Source organism: Methylobacterium jeotgali (assembly GCF_022179345.1).
In the GTDB taxonomy this organism is placed as follows: domain Bacteria; phylum Pseudomonadota; class Alphaproteobacteria; order Rhizobiales; family Beijerinckiaceae; genus Methylobacterium; species Methylobacterium jeotgali.
The window spans coordinates 47,187-67,530 of sequence record NZ_BPQR01000003.1 but is presented as its reverse complement, the minus strand read 5'-3'; the positions used below and the strand labels follow the sequence as shown (position 1 = coordinate 67,530).

16 protein-coding genes and 1 tRNA gene are annotated in these 20,344 nt (G+C 72.1%); 7 read left to right on the top strand and 10 right to left on the bottom strand.

What is annotated here, in order from left to right:
- The 3 genes from MFF04_RS01345 to MFF04_RS01335 form a co-directional block, all read right to left on the bottom strand.
- On the bottom strand, window positions 1–2,677 hold a 2,677-nt coding region (locus tag MFF04_RS01345), incomplete at its 3' end, for an EAL domain-containing protein (protein ID WP_238273692.1).
- A gap of 163 nt (window positions 2,678–2,840) precedes the next feature.
- On the bottom strand, window positions 2,841–4,115 hold the full coding sequence (locus tag MFF04_RS01340) for an efflux RND transporter periplasmic adaptor subunit (RefSeq protein WP_238273691.1): 1,275 nt from the start codon (window positions 4,113–4,115) through the stop codon (window positions 2,841–2,843).
- Window positions 4,116–4,243: 128 nt separating this feature from the next.
- Window positions 4,244–4,318: transfer RNA gene (locus MFF04_RS01335), tRNA-Val, on the bottom strand.
- Between the two features lie 102 nt (window positions 4,319–4,420).
- Here MFF04_RS01335 and gltX point away from each other — a divergent pair.
- Entirely contained in the window at window positions 4,421–5,764 is a 1,344-nt protein-coding gene (gene gltX, locus MFF04_RS01330; protein ID WP_238273690.1) for a glutamate--tRNA ligase, read from the top strand.
- A gap of 118 nt (window positions 5,765–5,882) precedes the next feature.
- Here the strand turns inward: gltX and MFF04_RS01325 are convergent, their stop codons facing one another.
- The 4 genes from MFF04_RS01325 to MFF04_RS01310 all read right to left on the bottom strand — a co-directional run bounded on the left by MFF04_RS01325 (window position 5,883) and on the right by MFF04_RS01310 (window position 11,685).
- Window positions 5,883–7,166, bottom strand: a complete 1,284-nt coding sequence (locus MFF04_RS01325) for a hemolysin family protein (RefSeq protein WP_238273689.1) — start codon at window positions 7,164–7,166, stop codon at window positions 5,883–5,885.
- A gap of 107 nt (window positions 7,167–7,273) precedes the next feature.
- Window positions 7,274–8,479, bottom strand: coding sequence for an MFS transporter (locus MFF04_RS01320; RefSeq protein ID WP_238273688.1), 1,206 nt, complete (start codon window positions 8,477–8,479; stop codon window positions 7,274–7,276).
- A 112-nt stretch (window positions 8,480–8,591) separates the two neighbouring features.
- Window positions 8,592–10,610, bottom strand: coding sequence for an OmpA family protein (locus MFF04_RS01315; protein ID WP_238273687.1), 2,019 nt, complete (start codon window positions 10,608–10,610; stop codon window positions 8,592–8,594).
- 79 nt (window positions 10,611–10,689) lie between these two features.
- Window positions 10,690–11,685 (bottom strand): DUF2865 domain-containing protein, encoded by a 996-nt coding sequence (locus MFF04_RS01310; RefSeq protein WP_238273686.1) that lies wholly within the window; start codon window positions 11,683–11,685, stop codon window positions 10,690–10,692.
- Between the two features lie 116 nt (window positions 11,686–11,801).
- Between MFF04_RS01310 and MFF04_RS01305 the strand changes: the two genes are divergently transcribed.
- Window positions 11,802–12,344: a CreA family protein gene (locus MFF04_RS01305; protein WP_238273685.1), complete on the top strand. Its 543-nt coding sequence runs from the start codon at window positions 11,802–11,804 to the stop codon at window positions 12,342–12,344.
- A 51-nt stretch (window positions 12,345–12,395) separates the two neighbouring features.
- On the opposite strand, the gene MFF04_RS01300 is transcribed toward MFF04_RS01305, so the two are convergent.
- On the bottom strand, window positions 12,396–12,716 hold the full coding sequence (locus MFF04_RS01300; protein ID WP_238273684.1) for a hypothetical protein: 321 nt from the start codon (window positions 12,714–12,716) through the stop codon (window positions 12,396–12,398).
- 213 nt (window positions 12,717–12,929) lie between these two features.
- On the opposite strand from MFF04_RS01300, the gene cysS reads away from it, so the two are divergent.
- Window positions 12,930–14,357 carry a cysteine--tRNA ligase gene (gene cysS / locus MFF04_RS01295; RefSeq protein ID WP_238273683.1) on the top strand — a complete coding sequence of 476 codons (1,428 nt, stop codon included), beginning with the start codon at window positions 12,930–12,932 and terminating at the stop codon, window positions 14,355–14,357.
- Complete coding sequence (locus tag MFF04_RS01290) at window positions 14,354–14,530, top strand: hypothetical protein (RefSeq protein ID WP_238273682.1); 177 nt, start codon at window positions 14,354–14,356, stop codon at window positions 14,528–14,530. The genes cysS and MFF04_RS01290 overlap by 4 nt, the downstream gene beginning before the upstream one ends.
- Window position 14,531: 1 nt before the next feature.
- Here the strand turns inward: MFF04_RS01290 and MFF04_RS01285 are convergent, their stop codons facing one another.
- Entirely contained in the window at window positions 14,532–15,134 is a 603-nt protein-coding gene (locus tag MFF04_RS01285) for an LOG family protein (RefSeq protein WP_238273681.1), read from the bottom strand.
- 211 nt (window positions 15,135–15,345) lie between these two features.
- On the opposite strand from MFF04_RS01285, the gene MFF04_RS01280 reads away from it, so the two are divergent.
- Together MFF04_RS01280 and MFF04_RS01275 are read left to right on the top strand one after the other, a co-directional pair.
- Complete coding sequence (locus MFF04_RS01280; RefSeq protein ID WP_373319926.1) at window positions 15,346–16,944, top strand: LysM peptidoglycan-binding domain-containing protein; 1,599 nt, start codon at window positions 15,346–15,348, stop codon at window positions 16,942–16,944.
- Between the two features lie 139 nt (window positions 16,945–17,083).
- Entirely contained in the window at window positions 17,084–19,012 is a 1,929-nt protein-coding gene (locus MFF04_RS01275; protein ID WP_238273680.1) for an ABCB family ABC transporter ATP-binding protein/permease, read from the top strand.
- An 8-nt stretch (window positions 19,013–19,020) separates the two neighbouring features.
- Here MFF04_RS01275 and MFF04_RS01270 read toward each other — a convergent pair whose 3' ends face one another.
- A complete protein-coding gene (locus tag MFF04_RS01270; protein ID WP_238273679.1) occupies window positions 19,021–19,530 on the bottom strand; it encodes a hypothetical protein in 510 nt (169 codons plus the stop codon).
- 102 nt (window positions 19,531–19,632) lie between these two features.
- Here MFF04_RS01270 and MFF04_RS01265 point away from each other — a divergent pair, with 102 nt between their 5' ends.
- Window positions 19,633–20,343, top strand: coding sequence for a phosphatidylserine decarboxylase (locus MFF04_RS01265; protein ID WP_238273678.1), 711 nt, complete (start codon window positions 19,633–19,635; stop codon window positions 20,341–20,343).
- Window position 20,344 lies beyond the last annotated feature (1 nt).

Genomic DNA, 20,344 nt, shown 5'->3' with positions numbered 1-20,344 from the left:
CCTGCGCCTCGTCGCAGCCCTCGTCGCGCAGGCGCTCCAGCTGCTCGCGGGTCTCGACGCCCTCGGCGGTCGTGGTCATGCCGAGGCTGGCGCCGAGGCCGATCACCGCGCGCACGATGAAGCCGGAGCCGTCCGTCTCGCAGAGGTCGCGCACGAAGGCCTGGTCGATCTTGATCTTGTCGAAGGGGAAGCTGCGCAGGTAGCTCAGCGACGAGTAGCCCGTGCCGAAATCGTCCATCGAGACGCGCACCCCGAGCCGCTTCAGCCCGTGCAGGATCTCGGTGGTGGCGCGGGGATTGGCGACGAGCACCGACTCGGTGATCTCCAGCTCCAGCCGGTGACCGGGGAGCCCGGAGCGGGCGAGCGCCTCGTGCACCGCGGTCGGGAGGGTCGCGGAGGAGAACTGCACCGCGGAGACGTTGACGGCGATCTTGAGATCGTCGGGCCAGCCGGCGGCCTCGGCGCAGGCCTGGCGCAGCACCCATTCGCCGAGGCGCGCGATGAGCCCGATCTCCTCGGCGAGGGGAATGAACTCGGCGGGCGACACCCGGCCGCGCTCCGGATGCGTCCAGCGCAGCAGCGCCTCGAAGCCGCCGATCCGCTCCGTGCCGAAGTCGTAGATCGGCTGGTAATGGACCTCGAAGGCCTCCGCCTCGACCGCGTCGCGCAGGTCCTGCTCCAGCCGGCGGCGCTCGTGCAGGCGGGCGTCCATGTCCGCCTCGAAGAAACGGAAGCTGCCGCGGCTCTCGGCCTTGGCGCGGTCGAGGGCGACGGCGGCGCTCTTGAGCAGGCGTTCCCCGGACGGTCCGTCGCCCGGCGCCAGGGAGATGCCGAGGGTGATCCCGACGCTGGCGCAGCGTCCCTGCGACAGGCTGTAGGGCGCGCCGAGAACCTCGATGATCCGCTTCGCGAGGACGCCGCAATCCTCCGGCCGCTCCACGCCCTGCTGGAGCACCACGAACTCGTCGGCGCCGAGGCGGGCCACGGTGTCGATCTCCCGCGCGCAGGCCTGGAGGCGGTTGCCCGCCGCGCAGATCAGCTCGTCGCCGACCGCCGGCCCGAAGGCGTCGTTGACCCGCTTGAAGCCGTCGAGATCGATCTGAAGCAGCGCGAAGCCGCCCTCGCGGGCGACCTGGGAGAGGGCCTGCTCGATCCGCTCGGCGAGCATCGTCCGGTTCGGAAGGTTGGTGAGCGCGTCGTGGCCCGCCAGGAAGGCCACCTTCGCCTCCGCGTGGCGGCGTTCGGTGATGTCCTCGTAGGTGGCGACGAGCCCGCCGTCGGAGAGCTTGCGGCTCTCGATGGCGACGACCCGTCCGTCGCCGAGGTGCTGGATACTGGTGGAGGTCTCCGCGCCTTGACTGCTCGCGTCGGGCAGGAGGGAGACCACGGTTTGTCCGGGATGGTTGCCCGCGTCCACGCAGCACTGCAGCACATCCTCGGCCCGCATACCGAGCCGCAGGGTGCCGGGAGGCAGGTTGTAGATCTCGCCGTAGCGGCGGTTGACCACCCGCAGGCGATAGTCGGCGTCGTAGAGGCAGAGCCCCTGGCTCATGTTGTCCAGGGCGGCATCAAGGGTGACGTTCGCCGCCTTGAACCGCTCGTTCTGCTCCTTGAACTCGGTGACGTCCGTCAGGATCGCGACGTGCCCTCCGGCGCGCGTGGGCGTCCGGCTGATCCGCAGCCAGCTCCCGTCCGGCAGGCGCACCTCGCCATCCTCGGTCGGGACGCGGGAGGGTTCGATGCCGCGCGACGCCTTGCGCGGCTTGCCCGGCCCCCCTTCAGCTTCCGTCCCGCCGAGGAAGGTCGCGGCCCGCGCGTTGGCGAGAATCACGGCGCCGTTCGCGTCGAGCACCACCACGCCCTCGCGCAGGCTCTCCAGCGCCTCGCCGAGCAGGGCCTGCGCGCTGCGCCGGCGGGCGACCTCCTGCTCCATGCTGGTGCGGATGTTGTCGCGCATCGCCGACATGGCGCGCAGAAGGGCGCCCATCTCGTCGCGGCCGCCCTGGGGGATCGGATCGTCGAGATGTCCCTCCGCGATCCGCTCCGCCGCCGCCGAGGCCGCCGCGACCGGGCCGATGATCCGGCGGGCAAGCAGCCACGCGACCAGGGCCGACAGGATCACGGCGAGGCTGGCGGCGAGGGCGCCGGCCTGAAGCTCGTAGGCGACGACGCGGCGGACGCTCTGGCGATAGGTGAAGCCGTCGCCGGCGGTCTGATCGACGAGGGTCTGAAGCTCCTCGCGCACCCTGCCGGCCGCACGGTCGAGAGCCGCCCAATCGGGGGCGGCCTCGGCGCTCTCCGGGCGGCGCAGGGCCTGCCATTCGGACAGGCGGGTCCGGACCCGCTCGGCCGCTGCGGCGCTGCGGGCCGTGTGGGAGCGCTCCACGGCGACGCCAAGGTCCTCCGAGACCTGCGCGCCGAGCTGGTCGAGGACGGCGTCGAGACGGGCGATCTCCGCGTCGTCCCGGGCGAGCGCCCGGTAGGCCACGGCGGCCTGCATCTCGGCGAAGTCGGCCGCCGCGGCGCGGGCGTAGTTGATCGCCATGAGGGACTTGTCGTAGGTGCGCTCGGCGAGGTCTCCCGTCTCGCGGATGCTGATGTTCGTGAACAGGCCGAGACCGCCGGTGATGGCGCTCATGGCCAGGAACGCGACGAAGATGCGCCCGCGGATCGTCATCGCACCGCGAGGGGGCGGTGCCGGTGGGCGCTCCGCCCTCGATCTCACTGGGTCCCACTGCATCGAAACGGCGCCGCTCGCTCGTAGCCTGCAACCCTACGAAGGCAGCGGTTAAGACGGTCTTATTGTCGCATGACGGGCCCGGAGGCTCCGACGCACCCCTTCAGCGAGAGGCGGCCTGCATCGGCTTGCCGTCCTGAGAGTCCGGGCGGCGCTCGATGCGCTGCCCGTCGCGCAGGTCGGCGGGGGGGCTCAGCACGATGCGCTCGTCGCCGGAAAGCCCCTGGTCGATCTCGATGGTGCGGCCCTCGTCGCGACGCACGTGCACGGTGCGCCACTCCGCCTTGCCGTCGTCGCGGGCGACGGCGACCTGGGTGCCCGTCTGGTTGAACACCAGCGCCTCGGCCGGCACCACGATGGCGGGCTCCGAGCGCGGGATCTTCAGCGTGACGTAGACGTAGAGGCCCGGCCGCAGGGCGCCGTCGCGGTTAGGGACGTCGACCTGCGTCGAGAGGGTGCGGGAGGCGGTGAGCAGGGCCACGGAGCTGCGCGCCACGCGGCCGCCGAAGCTGCGGTCGGGCAGCTGCGGCACCTTGATGCTCGCCTCGACCCCCGGCTTCACGCCGACGGCGGCGTATTGCGGGACGTTGACGCTGATGCGCAGCACGTCGTCCCGGTCCATGCCGAGGAGCGGCGTGCCCGTGCCGTCCGCGCGCACGAGGTCGCCGACCTCGACGCTGCGGGTCGTGACGACGCCGTCGAAGGGGGCGACGACCTCCTTGAAGCCGGTGAGCGCCTTGAGGCGGTCGACGGTGGCCTGCTGCGCCTTGATGTTGGCCTCGGCGACCTTCACCCCGGCCTCGGCCGAGGCGAGGTTCGCCGTCTGGCTCAGCACCCCGGCCTGCGAGTTGTCGGCGTTCTGGCGCGAGGCCCAGCCCTGCACGGCGAGCGTCGAGGTGCGATTGTTCGTGACGTTGGCGAGGTTCACGTTGGCGCGGGCCTGATCGACCATGGCGCGGGCCTGGAGGAGCTGCGCGTCGAGCTGGCCGATCCGCGCCTCCGCCTGGGCCAGCTCCTGGTCGAGGTCGGGCGCGGCGATGCGGATGAGCACGTCGCCGGCCTTGACCCGGCTGCCGATGTCGACCCGCCGCTCGGCGACGTAGCCGGTGGCGCGGGCGAAGATCGAGGCGCGGGCGAAGGCCTGGGTCTCGCCGGGCAGCGTCAGGTCGATCGGCGCGTCGACCCGCTGCACGGCGGCGGTGCGCAGGCTCGGCACGAAGTCGCGGGTCTTGCGCTGCGTCTCCGCGGCGAGGCTGCTGCGCTGCCAGTGGCCGTAGCCGCCCCAGGCGCCGAGCCCGGCGAGCAGGAGCCCGACGAGCACGAAGCCACGCTTGCGCGGCGGAGGCGGGATGTCGTGGCCGTCGCCGTGCACCTTCATCGGTTTCGCGTGTGCCCCCGGCCGCGGGCGCCGGGCGCCCTCGCTGTCGATCGTATACCACGGGGGAGGGGACGGCCGTCACGTCCGGTATGTCGCATCCGGACGGTGATTTGGTTTCCGAAGGTAAATGGTGGGCGCGACAGGGATCGAACCTGTGACCCTTCGCGTGTGAAGCGAATGCTCTCCCGCTGAGCTACGCACCCGGACCGCCGGCCTTCTAGGGCCGCCGACGCGGCGCCGTCAAGGGCAGGTGTCGCGGGGGAAATCTCCCGCACCGCGCCCGAAGATGCGCTAGGACACGCGCCATGGCACCGCTCGTCCGTTTCGCCCCCTCGCCGACCGGCTACCTGCATATCGGCAACGCCCGGCCCGCGCTCCTCAACTTCCTGTTCGCGCGGGCGCGGGGCGGGCGCTTCCTGCTGCGCCTCGACGACACCGACCGGGAGCGCTCGACGGAGGCCTTCGCCGTCGCCGCGCGGGAGGACCTCGCCTGGCTCGGGATCGAGCCGGACCTGTTCCTGCGCCAGTCGGACCGGGGCGCGCTCTACGACGCGGCGGCCGAGCGGCTGCGGGCCGTGGGGCGCCTCTACCCCTGCTACGAGACGCCGGAGGAGCTGGAGCGCCGCCGCCGCCGGCAGCTCGGGCGCGGCCTGCCTCCCGTCTATGACCGGGCGGCCCTGTCTCTGACTCCGGAGGAGCGCGTCGCCCTCGAAGCGCAGGGGCGGCGGCCGCACTGGCGCTTCCTTCTCGACCACCGCACCGTGGAATGGGACGACCTCGTGCGCGGGCCGGCCCATGTCGACTGCGCATCCCTCTCCGATCCGGTGCTGATCCGCGAGGACGGCAGCTACCTCTACACGCTGCCCTCCGTGGTGGACGACGCCGAGACCGGGATCACCCACGTCATCCGCGGCGAGGACCACGTCACCAACACCGGCGTGCAGGTGCAGCTCTTCGAGGCGCTCGGCAGCCCGGTGCCCGTCTTCGGGCACCACAACCTGCTGACCGATGCCGGCGGCGAGGGGCTCTCGAAGCGCCTCGGCCACCTCGCCCTCCGCTCCCTGCGTGAGGCCGGCTACGAGCCCGCCGCGATCCGCTCGCTCGCCGTGCTGACCGGTTCCGCCGAGGCGGTGCGGCCGCTGGCGGGGCTCGACGAGCTCGCCGGCCTCGTCGACCTCTCGCACATCTCCCGCGCCCCGGCCCGCTTCGATCCCGCGGAGCTCGACACGCTCAATGCTCGCCTCGTCCACGAGATGCCGGCGGAGGCGGTGCACGGCCGCCTCGCTGAGATCGGTGTGCCGGAGGCCCTCGCCGACACCTTCTGGGGGGCCGTGCGGGCGAACCTTGTGAAGGTCTCCGACGCCGCCCCGTGGTGGGCGGTGGTGGCCGGGCCGATCGACCCGGCGATCGCCGACCCGGCGCTGGCGGAGGCGGCCGGCGCGCTGCTGCCGCCGGAGCCCTGGGACGGCGAGACCTGGAAGGCCTGGACGAACGCGGTCCGCGAGTGGACGGGCGCCAAGGGCCGCGCCCTGTTCATGCCGCTGCGCCTCGCCCTGACGGGCCTCGACCACGGGCCCGACCTCTCGGCGCTGCTGCCGCTCATCGGGCGGGAGCGGGCGGCCCGGCGGCTCGCTGGCGAGCGGGCCTGAGCCCCGACTCGCGTTTCGAACGAGAGGGTTTGAGACGCGAGACAAGCCCGACCGGGCGCCCGCGCCCATGCGCGGAACCTCCCGGCATCGATCTCTTCGATGCCGGGAGGCATCAGAATTAAGCTTCCTCGCTCTCGATCCGCGAGACCAGAAGCTTGTCGACGCGGCGTCCGTCGAGGTCGACCACCTCGAAGCGCCAGCCGGCGATGTCGCAGCTCTCTCCGGTCTCCGGCAGCCTCTGGAGGCGGTCGATGACGAGGCCGGCGGCGGTCTCGTAGTGGCGCGACGGGTCGAGGCGGATGCCGAGCTGGTCGGCCATCTCGTCGGCGGGCATCCACCCGGCGATGAGCCAGGAGCCGTCGGCGCGCTGCACGGCCTCGGGCTCGGCTTCCTCGGATCGGAAGGCGCCGGCGATGGCGTCGAGGATGTCGGCGGGCGTCACCAGCCCGTCGAAATGGCCGTACTCGTCGTGGATCAGCGCGAGCGGCACCTCCGCCTCCTGAAGGGCGGCCAGCGCGGCGAGCGCGTCGATGGTGTCGGGCAGTACCGGCACCTTGCGGATGTGGCGGGGCAGGTTCAGGGGCTCGCCGGCCATCAGCGGCCGCACGAGGTCGCGCACCTGCACGACGCCGACCATGTTGTCCGGCGAGCCCTCGCCGACGGGAAGCCGCGCGTGCGGGCTGTCGATGAGGGCGGCGCGGATGTCGGCCTCGTCGCGGCTGAGGTCGATCCAGCGCACGTCGGTGCGCGGGGTCATGACACCGCGCACCGCCCGGTCGCCGAGGCGCAGCACGCCGGCGATCATCTGGCGCTCGCCGGTCTCGATGACGCCGGCCGTCTCGGCCTCCGCCACCAGGGTGCGGATCTCCTCCTCGGTCACGGCGCTGGCGCTCGCCGTCTCCTGGCCGATCAGGCGGAAGACCGCCCGCGTCGAGGCGTCGAGCAGCCAGACCGCCGGCAGGGCGATCCGCGAGATCAGCCGCATCCCCGGCGCGACGAGGCAGGCCACCGCTTCCGGGTTGCGCAGCGCCAGATGCTTCGGGACCAGCTCGCCGATGATCACCGAGAGGTAGGTGATGACGCCGATGACGAGGCCGTAGCCTAAGGTCTCGGCGACGCCCTTGCCGAGGCCGAGATCGAGGAACACCCCGGCGAGTCGCTCGCCGAGCGCCGCGCCGGACACGGCACCCGACAGGATGCCGATGAGGGTGATGCCGATCTGGACCGTGGAGAGGAAGCGGCCCGGATTCTCGGTGAGAGCGAGGGCGGCCAGGGCGCCGGACTTGCGGGCCTCGGCCATCGCCGTGAGCCGTGCCCGCCGGGAGGAGACCACGGCGAGCTCGGAGAGCGCGAACACGCCGTTCAGGGCGATGAGGGCGACGGCAACGGCAAGCTCGAGCACTTCGGCGCAACATTGAGCCGGAGTCGCTTTGGGGCGCGCCGGGCTTCCTCTGTCATTTGGGTGCGGCCAAGATGGCGACGCACCCGGCTCAGGTCAACGGTTCGTGATCAACCCGGCAGCGGCGGCAGGCGCGAGAGCCGTACCGCGATCGCCAGCGCGACGAGGTAGAGCCCTCCGACGAAACCGACGACGCCCGTCCAGCCGCCGTGGTCGTAGGCCCAGCCGCCCGCCGTGCCGAGAATCGAAGAGCCGAGATAATAGAGGCAGAGATAGAGCGCCGAGGCCTGCGCCCGGTCCGTCACGGCGCGGCGGCCGACCCAGCTGCTCGTCACCGAATGGGCGCCGAAGAAGCTCATGGTGATGACGACGACGCCGAGGATCACGAGGACGAGGCTCTGGGCCAGCGTCAGCGCGAGGCCGGCGAGGCCCGCGGTGATGGCGAGCCAGAGCACCCGCCGCCGCCCGAGGCGGCTCGCGACCTCGCCCGTGATGGCCGAGCTCGCCGTTCCGAACAGGTAGACGGTGAAGATCGCGCCGATCACCGCCTGGCTCAGGGAATAGGGCGGCTCCAGCAGGCGGAAGCCGATGTAGTTGTAGATGCACACGAAGCCGCCCATCAGCAGGAACGGCTCCGCGAACAGCCAGGGCAGGCCCGCGTCGCGGAAATGGTGGGTGAAGGTCCCCGGCACCTCGCGCCAGCGCATGCGGTGGGCCACGAAGCGCCGCGAGGGCGGCAGCGCGAAGCGGAAGGTGACGGCGGCGAGAAGCGCCAGCACGCCGATGATCCCGATGCCGATTCGCCAGGAGCCGAAATCGGCGATGATGCCGGCGATCAGGCGCCCGACCATGCCGCCCAGCGCGTTGCCGCCGATGAGGAGCCCCATGGACAGGCCAATCGCCCGCCCGTGCATCTCCTCGCTGAGATAGGCCATGGCGACGGCGGGCAGGCCGCTCGCGGTGATGCCGGTGAGCGCGCGCAGCACCAGGAACCCGTGCCAGTCCGGCACCAGCGCCGCGACGATGGTCAGGATCGCGGAGGCGAAGAGCGAGACCGTCATCACCGGCTTGCGGCCCCAGACCTCGGACAGCGGGCTGACGAAGAGGAGCGAGACGGCGAGCGTCGCGCAGGGCAGTGACAGGGCGAGGCTGCTCTCGGCCGGCGAGACGCCGAACTCCTCCGCGTAGACCGGCAGCAGCGGCTGCACGCCGTAGAGCACGGCGAAGGTCGAGAAGCCGGCGGCGAACAGCGCCAGCGTCGTGCGGCGGAAGACCGGCGTTCCAGCCTCGATGAGCCGCTCGCCCGGTTCGTCCATCCCGATCCGTCCTCGACACGAAGAGGCCGCCGGGGATGCGCCCGGCGGCCGGAGGGGTCAACGGAGGCGGCGACGGGAGCGGTGACGATCCGCGCCCGTTGCCGCGCTTTCGTCACTGCGCGGGCGGTGCGCTCTGGGTCTGCCCCTGCTGGATCAGCGGGGTGATGCGCCGGACCGTGACGCGCCGGTTCTCGCGCGACGCGCTCTGGGTGTTCACCTTCAGGTACTGCTCGCCGTAGCCCTGGGTGGTGAGGTTCTCCGGAGGCACCTGGAACTGCTGGGTCAGCACGGTGGCCACCGACTGCGCCCGACGGTCGGAGAGCGAAAGGTTGTCGACGTCGTTGCCGACTGCGTCGGTGTAGCCCTCGATCAGGAACACCTCCTGCGGGTTCGCCTTCACCGCCTGGTTGATCGCCGCGGCGATGGTCGAGAGCCGCTGCGCCTGATCCGGCGTCACCGTGAAGGAACCGGTGTCGAAGTTGATCGTGTCAATGTCGACGCTGCGCATCCGGGCCCGCAGCTGCGGGCTGTAGCGGACCTGATCGAGGGTGTAGCGCCGCTCGATCGGCACCACCGGCGGCGCCGAGAGCGCCTCGTAGACCGCGCGCTCGTCGGCGCGGTCGTACTCGACCACGTAGCGCTCGCGCGGGATGCGGATGTCGGGCGGGGGCAGGTCGACCACGTCCTCGTAGATCGGCCGGCGGGGGCCGCCGTAGCCGTTGTCGATGATCACCACCTCGCGCCCGTCGCGGAAGCGGCGGCTGCGGCGCACCAGGCGACCGTCGTCGTCCACGACCGTGACGATCTGCTCGCCGCCCGGGCGGTCGAGATAGGTGTAGACCTCGCCACCCCGGCGCTCGCTGCGGAAGGCCCGGCGGTCGAGGTCGCGGAAGCGCTCGTTCTCGTCGTGGCGGATGAAGTAGCCGTCGCGGTCGCGCACGATGATGCGGCCGGGCTCGCGGATGTAGGTCCGCCCGTCCTCGTTGAACTCCCGCCGGTCGCGACGGACCTGATCGTAGCTTCGGACATCCTCGTCCTCGGTCCGGAAGCCGCCGGGGACGTAGCCCGGCCGCCCGGGACGGTTGAAGCCATCGCGGTCGTCGACGCGGCCCGCCGGCAGTCCGGGCTGCACGCCCGGTGCGGGCTGACCTGGCGCGACCTGGTTCGGCCCGGGCTGGCCGGGGCCGACCGGGCGGCCGGGAACGCCGGGCTGGGCGTTCGGGGCCACGCCCTGCGGCGGCTGCCCCGGCGCGGGAGGCGGCGTCGGCTGGCCCTGCTGCTGGAGCTTGTTCGGGTACGCCTCGTTGGCGTTCGGTGCCGGCGGGGTGCCCGGACGCTCGACGGGACGGCCCGGCACGCCGGGCTGCTGGTTCGGTGCCGGAGCCGCGCCGGGAGGCGGGGCCTGCTTCGCGGCGGGGGGCGGGGCGGGCGGAGCGGCCTCGGGCCTGGGCACGGGCTTTCCGGGAACGCCCGGCTGCTGGTTGGGCGCGGCCTTCTCGGCCGGAGCTGCGGGCTGAGGCTTGGCCGGCTCGGGCGCGGCGGGTTTCGCGGCGTCGGGCGGGGGCGCCCGCTTCGGCTCGGGCGCGGGGGCCTGCGGCTTGCGCTCGGGGGCCGGCTCGGCGGCGGGAGGCGCCTTGCGGGCCGGCTCGGGCGCAGCGGCGGGCGGAGGAGCGGGCGGCTGCCGCTCCGGGGCCCTCTCACGCGCGGCGGGGGGCGCCGCCCGCTCGGCCGGCTCCGGACGCTCGCGCTGGGGCGCGGGGCGGGGCGCCTCCTGACGGGGGGCGGGCGCCTCGCGGGGCGGCGCAGCGCGCTCGGCGGGCTCGGGACGTTCGCGCTGCGGCGGAGGTGCGGCACGCTCGGGCCGCTCGCGGGGTTCGGGTCGTTCGCGCGGCTCCGGCCGCTCGCGGGGTTCGGGTCGTTCGCGCGGCTCCGGCCGCTCGCGGGCCGCCGGGGGGCCGCGATCCGGACCGCCCCGATCGGGACGCCCGGCGCCGGGTCCCTCGCGCTCCAGGCCGGGAGGGCCGCCCTGCGCGAGCTGCATCCGGCCCGTCTCCCAGCCAAGTGCCGGCAGCGCCAGGAAGAATCCGGGCAGCACCGTGCCGGTGAGGAGGAGCAGGCGGGTCTTCCGCATGGATCGTCTCGCGTTTCCGTTCGGGCCTACCGAACACCAGCGGGACGATATGGTTCCCCTGAAACGTGCCGACGCGCCCTCAGCGCACCGGCGTCGCCACGATGCCCGGCGCGATGATCCGCACGCTCGGGCGCTGCCCTTCCGCGCCGGCTTCGGCCGCCTTCGGAGCCTCGGGCGCGGGGGCGTCGCCGGCCCGCACGGCGGCGTCGGCGGCGAGCGAGGCGGCGGTCTTGTCGGCCCGGCCGACGAGGGTCAGGCGCACCTTCGGCCGCGAGAGCGCCTCCGCCTGGAGCGGGGTAACGAAGATGTCGCCCTTGTGGCGCACGAGCATGCTCTCCGCCTTCACGAGGGACTGGGCCCAGGTCTGGCCCTCCTTCTTGCAGGAGCAGTTCGGCACGAAGGTCTTCTGGAACTTGAAGGCGTTGGCGAGGGACGCGTAGGAGCGGTTGCCCTTGACGGCGGCCGCCTGTTTCAGGGCGCCGTCGCCGTGGGGCATCGAGTAGGCCGCCGCCTCCGTGCCGGGGCAGAGGGCGTGGCACATCTCGTCGGCGCCGGAGCGGCCCTCGGGCAGGTTCGGCATCGGGAAGTAGGCGCCGTCGCAGGTGCGCACGCAGATCACCTGCGCGCCGCCGCGGGCGAACTCGGAGGCCGGGCCGGCCGCCGTCTCCTGGACACCCGTGCAGGCGGAGGCGACCTGCGCCTGAAGCTGGCGGCGGCGCGCGGCGGCGACCTCGCCGTTGTCGGCGCCGTAGCCGGCGTTGAGCGCGCGGATGCGCTGCTCGACGGCGCCGCACTGGGGCGGGCGGGTATCGAAGAACAGGAACTTCCCGCCCTCGCAGCTCAGCGTGCGGTAGTAGGCCTCCAGCCGCCCGACCTCGCTCTGGAGGGCGCGGGCGACGCTCGCGGTGTCCGACACGCTCGCGAGCTCCGCCTTGTAGCGCTGGCAGGCGAGCAGGTTCGGGGAGGGCGCCGGACTCTGGGCCGAGGCCGGCCCCGCGAGCGCGAGGCCGGCGCCGAGCGCCAGGACGGCGGCACGGAGGAGGCGGTGGGCGATATTGGGAATGACGCGGCTCATGCGCTGCCGGCCTGCTTCGGGCTCATGAAGGGAAACTAACGCAGATTAAGGCCCTCGTGATGTGGCGGCAGGATGCCTAAATGGGCCTCAGCCGAGCTTGGCGGAGGAATGGTTCGATGTTGTGGCTTCGAGGTCTCAGGCGTGGCGCAGGCGGGTGGCTCGGCGTGGCGCTCGCGCTGGGTGCGGCGGTCCTCGGCACGGCGCCGGCCGCCCGGGCGCAGGACCCCGACCGCATCTTCGACAAGTCCACCGTCTGGCGGCCGCTGACCCCGAACGACAAGCTCGTCGTCTACGGCATCGACGATCCCGAGGTGGAGGGCGTCGCCTGCTGGTACACGCTGCCGGAGAAGGGCGGCATCAAGGGCACGCTCGGGCTGGCCGAGGACGTGTCCGACATCTCGCTCGCCTGCCGGCAGGTCGGGCCGGTGCGCTTCAAGGACAAGTTCAAGCAGGGCGAGGTGGTGTTCAGCGAGCGCCGCTCGCTGATCTTCAAGTCGATGCAGATCGTGCGCGGCTGCGACGTCAAGCGCAACGCGCTGATCTACATGGTCTATTCCGACAAGGTCATCCAGGGCTCGCCGAAGAACTCGACCTCGGCCGTCCCTCTCATGCCCTGGGGCACCGAGCCGCCGCAGAAATGCAGCGACTTCACGAAGTGATCGCCTCTCAGGCGTAGTGCCATCGGCACTGGTGCGCTCGCGAGGGCTGGGTCAGTCCCGGCAGGTCACGCGCAGGGGGCGCTCGCTCGGGGGCGCGGAGAGGCGCGGCGGCGTGATGGCGCCGGTGTACTCGTCCTGGGCGGCCACGCCGAAGGACTGGGCGGCGGCGAAGCCCTGCGCCTCGCACCAGGCGTCGGCCACGACCTGGCCGCACTCGCTGCCGGGGCTCGTCAGGCACTCGCCGACGCCGTAGCCCTCGCTCGCGGGGATCAGGAAGGTCTTCTCCACGGGCGCGCGGGACCCGCTCTCGGCGGAGAGCGCCGGGGCGGCGAGGGTGCACAGGGCGATGAGGCAGGCAGACGAGAGTCGCATGAGGCGTCCTTCGTTGGGAGCGCGTGTCGATTTGCGCCGAGGGTCCGCCGGTTCGGTAAACAAAGGCTTTCGACCGGCGCCGAAGCCGCCGCGAACCGGCTGCCTCGAAATGCGCGCGGATTTGGGGTAGCGCAGGCCGCAGGCCGGCACCGTCGCCCCATGGCAACAGCCGGGCGGGACGCCACCCCGGCCCAGGGAACGGACCCAGGTTTCATGGCCGCGATGTTGCGTCTCTACAACACGCTCACCCGCGAGAAGGCCCCCTTCGCGCCGATCGACCCGTCGCGTGTGCGCCTCTACGCCTGCGGTCCGACGATCTACGACGCCGCGCATATCGGGAACGCCCGGCCGATCATCGTCTTCGACCTGCTGTTCCGCCTGCTGCGGCACCTCTACGGGCCGGCGCACGTCGTCTACGCCCGCAACGTCACGGACGTGGACGACAAGATCAACGCGCGGGCCGCCGAGCGCGGCATCTCGATCCGCGAGCTGACCGACGGCACGCTCGAAGGCTTCCACGAGGACCTGCGGGCGCTCGGCGTGCTGATGCCCGAGGACGTGAACGTCGCCGGCGAGCCCCCCCGCTTCGTCGAGCCCCGCGCCACCGATCACATCGCCGAGATGGTCGCGCTGATCGAGAGCCTGATCGCCGCCGGCCACGCCTACGTCGCCGCCGACCACGTGCTGTTCGACGTGCCCTCAATGCCCGATTACGGCGCCCTCTCGAAGCGGCCGCTGGACGAGATGGAGGCCGGCGCCCGCGTCGAGGTCGCGCCCTACAAGCGCTCGCCCCTCGACTTCGTGCTCTGGAAGCCCTCGAAGCCGGGCGAGCCCGCCTGGCGCTCGCCCGCCGGCATCGCTGCGCCGGGGCGGCCCGGCTGGCACATCGAGTGCTCGGCGATGTCGTGGAAGCATCTCGGCGAGACCTTCGACATCCATGCCGGGGGCCTCGACCTGATCTTCCCCCACCACGAGAACGAGGTCGCCCAGTCCCGCTGCTGCTTCGGCACGCCGGTGATGGCCAATGTCTGGCTCCACAACGGCTTCCTCCAGGTCGAGGGGGAGAAGATGTCGAAGTCGCTCGGCAACTTCGTCACCCTGCGCGAGGTGCTGAAGGACTGGCCCGGCGAGACCGTGCGGCTCGCCATGCTGCGCACCCACTACCGCCAGCCGATCGACTGGACCCTGAAGGGACTGGAGGAGAGCCAGAAGTCTCTCGAAAGGTGGTGGCGTGCATGCGGGCAGGCAGAGGCTGACGACGGCCCCGACGAGGGATTCGTCGAAGCTCTACGCGACGACCTCAACACGCCGAGAGCCATCGCGCGGCTCCACGATCTTCGCAGCGAGGGCCGCCACGGTGCGCTTGCGGCCAGCCTGACTTGGATGGGGTTCCCGTGGGACCGCTATCGGCCGGTGCAGCATCTCGATGTTTCGCAGGCCGTCGATGCGGTCACGATCGCCTCCACCCACCGAACGGTCGTGCTGGACCTCGAACGGATCGAGGCGCTGATGGAACAGCGGCACCTCGCCCGCGCCGCGAAGGATTGGGCATCGTCCGACCGCCTTCGGGCCGAGCTCGACGCCCTCGGTGCCAGCGTGAAGGACGAGAAGGACGGCACGTCTCGCTGGATGCCGAAATGATCGTCCCGGCCGACCGCCAGCCGATCGTCGTCGCCGATGCGGGGCCGCCGATCCGCTTGGCGGCCGCCGGGCTGCTCGACACGCTAGACGGCCTCGAGGCCGCCCTCGTCGGCAAGATCGACCCGGAGACGCCCGTCGACCTGCGGACGCTGCCGCAGCCGGTCGCGCCGTGAGCTACAGCCGCTCGCTGACGAACGCCTCCGCCTGCGGGGTCGGGGGCGCGTCGGCGAGCGCCTCGCGGAGCATCGGCATCACCTGGCGCACGTCCTCGGCCACGAGGTAGCTCAGCTCCAGGCCGGGGCGGATGAACTGCTCGCTCGCCATGTGGTCGAGGAGGTCGAGGAGCGGCGTCCAGAATCCGCCGATCGACAGGAGAAGGATCGGCTTGCGGTGCTGCCCGAGCTGCGCCCAGGTCATCTGCTCGACGAGCTCCTCCAGCGTGCCGATGCCGCCGGGGAGTGCCACGAAGGCGTCGGAGCGCTCGAACATCAAGCGCTTGCGGGTGTGCATGTCGCCGACGACGATGGTCTCCTGCACCGCGTCGAGCATCCGCTCGCGGGACTTCAGGAAGTCGGGGATGATGCCGGTGACGTGGCCGCCCCCGTCGAGCGCCGCCTGCGCGACGGTGCCCATCAGCCCGACATTGCCACCGCCGTAGACGAGGCCGACGCCCTCCGCCGCGAGCGCCGCGCCGAGGTCGCGGGCGGCCTTGGCGAAGGCCGGGTCGCGGCCGAAGCCGGAGCCGCAATAGACACAGACCGTCTCAACCGGCGCCATCCGCCCCCTCGCTTCCTCTCACCGGGCTCGCGCACCGGATTCTGCGGCAAACCGCTGATTTTCGGGCCGATTCACTGCCGCGGAGGCCCGCCGCGTTTGGTGCTCCGGTCCCATAAGGTAATATGGAGCCGCCCTTGACGCTTTTTAGGGCATCCCGACCTTCGGGCCGAGGCTGGCGGTGCGCCCCGCGCCGCCGCACTACGGGGACGGCATGACGGCTGAGTTACGGCGCAACCTCTCCCTCGCCCTCGCGGGCCTCGTCGCGGGTCTGGGCCTCGTCGCGATCCTGTTCGGCGGCGGCGAGATCCTGCGCCGCGGCGCCGAGGAGCGGACGCCAGTGCAATCCGCTCCGGGTCCGAGCGCAGACGCGACGCCCCGCGCCGGCCCGGACTCGGAGGCCAAGCCGGACGCCCGAACGGCGGCCAAGCCGCCGGAGAGCGGGTCTCCCGAGAGCAGGCTTCCCGAGACCCGTTCCGCGGAAGCGGCCGGCGTGCCGTCCGAGCCGGCTCCCGAGAGCGCGCGGAGATCCGCCGCGGTGCCGGGCTTCGACATCGTGCGCGTCGAGCCGGACGGCGAGACGGTGGTGGCCGGCCGCGGCGCGCCGAACACGACCGTCGAGCTTCTGGTCGACGGGCGGGCGGTGGCGCGGGCGCTCACCGATCCGAACGGGCAGTTCGCCCTGGTGCCCCCGGCGCTGAAGACCGGCGCGAGCGAGCTCGCCCTGCGGATCACCGATGCGCAGGGCCGGCCCGCGCGCTCCCCGCAATCCGTGTCCGTGGTGGTGGCCGACGACCGAAAGGCCAAGCCCCTCGTCGCCCTGACCGCCCCCGACCGCCCGACCGTGGTGCTCTCGCAGCCCGATGCACCGCCGCAGACGGCGACCGGCAAGGTCGCCGACGCGAAGCCGGCGCCAGGGCCGCCGAAGACGCTGGGCGGCCGGGACGGCGTCGCCAAGTCCCCCGCACCCCAGGGGAAGGCGGCGGAGGCGGCGCCCTCCAGGCCCGCCGCGCCGACGGCGGCCGCGAAGGATGCCGCGCCCCTGCGGATCGTGAGCGTCGATGCCCAGGAGGGCGGACGCCTCGACATCGCCGGCATGGCTCCGCAGGGGGCGACCCTGCGCCTCTATCTCAACGACACCCTGGTGGCGCCCGCCAGCGTCGGGTCCGACGGACGGGTCAGCTTCACCATCGGCAAGGGCGTGGCGCCCGGCACCTACAGGATCCGCATCGATCAGGTCGATTCCGTCACCGGCGCGGTGCGCGCCCGCTCCGAGGTGCCCTTCACCGTCCCCGATCGCGCGGCCCGGGTCGCCGAGCACGGCAAGCCCGGCGGCAATCCGGCCGCCGCGTCCCCGACGCCATCCGCGCCGGCCGCTTCGGGCTCCGCGGCCGCACCTGTGGCCCCGCTCGGCACCGCATCCGATTCGCGCCGGATCGCGGGCACGGCGCCCGCGTCTCCGAGCGCGATCCCGCCGTCGCGCGGCTATCCCGCTCCGATCGGAGGCCAGGCAGCGGCGCCGACGGATAAGAACGTGGCAGATACGGGCATAGCGGATAAGGGCGTGGCCGAGGCCGCCCCGGCCGAGATGGCGCTGGCCCCGCCTGCGCCCGGCGCCGTCTTCGTCCCCGAGATCGGCACGGCCCGCATCGCCCGCGGCGACAACCTCTGGCAGATCAGCCGCCGGGTCTACGGGCGCGGCACCCGCTACACGGTGATCTACGACGCCAACCAGGACCAGATCCGCGACCCCGACCGCATCTATCCGGGCCAGATCTTCGTGCTGCCGAAGGAAGCGGAGCGCCGCGGATAGGCCGCATGCCGGCGTGACCCGCTACCCGTGTCCGGCGCGCATGATCGGGCCGGCGGACGCGGCGGGTGCGGACCGGGCCCGCCGCGCCTATATGCGAGGCACGTTCCTCCCCAAAGCACCTCCCGGCAGCAGATCCCCCATGGCATCCGACCCCGCGCCCGCGCCGGGGACCGAGCCCGCTCCCCTGGAGCGTCCCGGCCTCCTCACGACCTATCGCCGGCTCTGGCCCTATCTCTGGCCCCACGGCCGGCCCGATCTCCAGCGGCGGGTGTTCCTCGCCTTCGGCCTGCTCCTCGTCGCCAAGCTCGCGACGATGGTCACGCCCTTCACCTTCAAGTGGGCGACGGACGCCCTCGTCGCCGCGACGGGCGACAAGCCCGGCGAGGCGCTGCCCACGGGGCTCTTCGCCGCGCCGATGCTGCTGATCGGCCTCTACGGCCTGTCGCGGGTGGTGATGTCGGCGCTGACGCAGGTGCGCGACGGACTCTTCGCCAAGGTCGCGATGCACGCGGTGCGCCGCCTCGCTCTCCAGACCTTCGAGCACATGCACCGCCTGTCGCTCCGCTTCCACCTGGAGCGCAAGACCGGCGGCCTCACCCGCGTGCTGGAGCGGGGCCGCGCCGGCATCGAGGAGCTGTCGCGCCTGATGGTGCTGACGCTGGTGCCGACCATCGTCGAGTTCGTGCTGATCCTCGGCATCCTCGCCTACGAGTTCGACTGGCTCTACTCGGCTGTCGTCTTCGTGATGGTCGCGGTCTACCTGGGCTTCACCTACAAGGCCACGGAATGGCGCATCGAGATCCGGCGCCGGATGAACAACTCCGATACGGAGGCCAACACCAAGGCGGTCGATTCGCTGCTCAATTTCGAGACGGTGAAGTATTTCGGCGCCGAGCGCCGGGAGGCCGAGCGCTACGACGGCTCGATGGCGAAGTACGAGAAGGCCTCGACGCAGACCTACGTCTCGCTGGCCGTGCTCAACGCCGGACAGGCGGTGATCTTCACGATCGGCATGACGGTGGTGATGTGGCTCGCTGCCCGCGACATCATGGCCGGGCGCACGACGCTCGGCGGCTTCGTGCTCGTCAACACGATGCTCGTGCAGCTCTCCATGCCGCTCAACTTCATGGGCATGATCTACCGGGAGATCAAGCAGGCGCTCATCGACATCGACGACATGTTCCGCATCCTCCACCAGAACCCGGAGATCGCCGACCGGCCCGGCGCCGCGCCGCTGGTCGCCGGCTCCGCAGCGGTGCGGTTCGAGAACGTGCATTTCGCCTACATCCCCGAGCGGCCGATCCTGAAGGGCATCTCCTTCGAGGTGCCGCCGGGGAAGACGGTGGCCATCGTCGGGCCGTCGGGGGCAGGCAAGTCGACCCTGTCGCGGCTGATGTTCCGCTTCTACGAGCCGCAAGTCGGCCGCATCCTCGTCGACGGCCAGGACATCGCCGCGGTGACGCAGGAGTCGCTGCGCGCGGCGATCGGCATGGTCCCGCAGGACACGGTGCTGTTCAACGACACCATCGGCTACAACATCCGCTACGGATGCTGGGACGCGACCCCCGCGCAGGTCCGCGAGGCCGCCCGCCTCGCCCAGATCGACCGCTTCATCGACGCCCTGCCGGAAGGGTTCGACACGCCCGTCGGCGAGCGCGGCCTCAAGCTCTCGGGGGGCGAGAAGCAGCGCGTCGCCATCGCCCGCACCATCCTGAAGGGGCCGCCGATCCTGGTCCTCGACGAGGCGACCTCGGCGCTCGATTCCTTCACCGAGCGCGAGATCCAGGATGCGCTCGACCGGGTGAGCCGCGGTCGTACCACGCTCGTCATCGCCCACCGGCTCTCCACCGTCGTCAACGCCGACGAGATCCTGGTGCTCGACCGGGGCGTCATCGTCGAGCGGGGCCGCCATGGCGACCTGCTCGCGGCGGACGGGGTCTATGCGGCGATGTGGAACCGCCAGCGGGAGGTCGACGAGGCTCGCGCCGTGCTCAACCGCGCCGGGGAGGAGACATCGCCGCCTCCCGCGGAGCACGAGCGCCTGCCCGAGGCGCTGCCAGCGGAGTGAGTTTCGCGTTAGCGGGCGAGGCGCCGCAACTCCGCCGTCAGGAGGGCGGCGTCCGCTTCCATGTCGGACCAGAGAGCGAGGCCTTGATCGAGGAGCCGCATGGCGACCGCGGGCTGTGGGTCGAACTCGCCGGCATAGAATTTCGCGATGTGCAGCCGGATCGTCCCGAGCGACTCGAAGAAGCGGACGATGGGTTCGCAGACCTCGACGGGAAGATATCCGAGCCTGCCGAGATGCGCCTCCCACACCGGGTCGCGGGCGGGACAGAGCACGAAGGCCGACCGAAAGTCCACGGGCTCGCCCCATGCCAGCCGGTCACGACTGTCTCGGAAGAATTCCGCGTAGCGCGCCCGCTGCGTGCGATCGATGACGCCGGTTACCGCACCCGCGAGCGCCGCGGCCATCATCCTGCGCTCGTGGCGCCGCTTGTCCCGCTCCAGCAGAATGGGCCCGCCGGCCTGGATCACGGCCGGCAAGGACAGCAGGCTCAATAGGGTCTTCAGCGTCTCGATCGTCATGGCGGAGCGGCCTCCTCGGGCGGGCCGATCGGCCCCCGAGGTTGACGCGCCCGGCCGCCCCTGCCATCCGGCGGGACGCCGTTCGAACGCGCCCGGGGAAGCATGACCGATCTTTTCGAGACGATCCGCCGGGTCCTCGTGCCGATCCACAAGGAGGGCTACCCCTTCATCCTGATCGGCATCGTGCTGACGGTGCTCGCCGGCTACTTCTCGCAGTTCTTCGGCTGGATCTTCCTGATCCTGACGCTGTGGGTCTGCTACTTCTTCCGCGACCCCGAGAGGGTGGTGCCGGTTGGCGACGGGCTCGTCGTCTCCCCGGCGGACGGTCGGGTGAACCTGATCTCGACGGTGCTGCCGCCCCCCGAGCTCGACCTGCCGCCCGAGCCGATGACCCGCGTCTCGGTCTTCATGAACGTGTTCGACTGCCACGTGAACCGGATGCCGGTCGCCGGCCGCATCGGGCAGGTCCACTACACGCCGGGCCTGTTCCTCAACGCCGAGCTCGACAAGGCGAGCGAGGACAACGAGCGCAACGGCATGGTCGTGGAGACCGCGCAGTCCACCGGCCCGGTGCGGATCGGCGTCGTGCAGATCGCCGGCCTCGTGGCGCGCCGCATCGTCGGCTTCGTCGGCGCCGGGGAGACGCTGGCGGCCGGCGAGCGCTTCGGGCTGATCCGCTTCGGCTCGCGGGTCGACGTTTACCTTCCGGCCGGCACGCGGGTGCTCGTCGGTCTCGGCCAGAAGGCGGTGGCCGGGGAGACGGTGCTCGCCGATCTCGGCGGCGGCCCCGAGCGCAGCTTCCGCCGCATCTGAG

Bases quoted from the DNA above. Each gene is read 5' to 3' on its own strand.
- gltX (WP_238273690.1), top strand. From the start codon at position 4,421: ATGGCACCGCTCGTCCGTTTCGCCCCCTCGCCGACCGGCTACCTGCAT.
- MFF04_RS01290 (WP_238273682.1), top strand. From the start codon at position 14,354: ATGATCGTCCCGGCCGACCGCCAGCCGATCGTCGTCGCCGATGCGGGG.
- MFF04_RS01275 (WP_238273680.1), top strand. From the start codon at position 17,084: ATGGCATCCGACCCCGCGCCCGCGCCGGGGACCGAGCCCGCTCCCCTG.
- MFF04_RS01300 (WP_238273684.1), bottom strand. From the start codon at position 12,716: ATGCGACTCTCGTCTGCCTGCCTCATCGCCCTGTGCACCCTCGCCGCC.
- MFF04_RS01270 (WP_238273679.1), bottom strand. From the start codon at position 19,530: ATGACGATCGAGACGCTGAAGACCCTATTGAGCCTGCTGTCCTTGCCG.
- MFF04_RS01315 (WP_238273687.1), bottom strand. From the start codon at position 10,610: ATGCGGAAGACCCGCCTGCTCCTCCTCACCGGCACGGTGCTGCCCGGA.
- MFF04_RS01285 (WP_238273681.1), bottom strand. From the start codon at position 15,134: ATGGCGCCGGTTGAGACGGTCTGTGTCTATTGCGGCTCCGGCTTCGGC.
- MFF04_RS01280 (WP_373319926.1), top strand. From the start codon at position 15,346: ATGACGGCTGAGTTACGGCGCAACCTCTCCCTCGCCCTCGCGGGCCTC.
- MFF04_RS01340 (WP_238273691.1), bottom strand. From the start codon at position 4,115: ATGAAGGTGCACGGCGACGGCCACGACATCCCGCCTCCGCCGCGCAAG.
- MFF04_RS01320 (WP_238273688.1), bottom strand. From the start codon at position 8,479: ATGGACGAACCGGGCGAGCGGCTCATCGAGGCTGGAACGCCGGTCTTC.
- MFF04_RS01310 (WP_238273686.1), bottom strand. From the start codon at position 11,685: ATGAGCCGCGTCATTCCCAATATCGCCCACCGCCTCCTCCGTGCCGCC.
- MFF04_RS01305 (WP_238273685.1), top strand. From the start codon at position 11,802: ATGTTGTGGCTTCGAGGTCTCAGGCGTGGCGCAGGCGGGTGGCTCGGC.
- cysS (WP_238273683.1), top strand. From the start codon at position 12,930: ATGGCCGCGATGTTGCGTCTCTACAACACGCTCACCCGCGAGAAGGCC.
- MFF04_RS01265 (WP_238273678.1), top strand. From the start codon at position 19,633: ATGACCGATCTTTTCGAGACGATCCGCCGGGTCCTCGTGCCGATCCAC.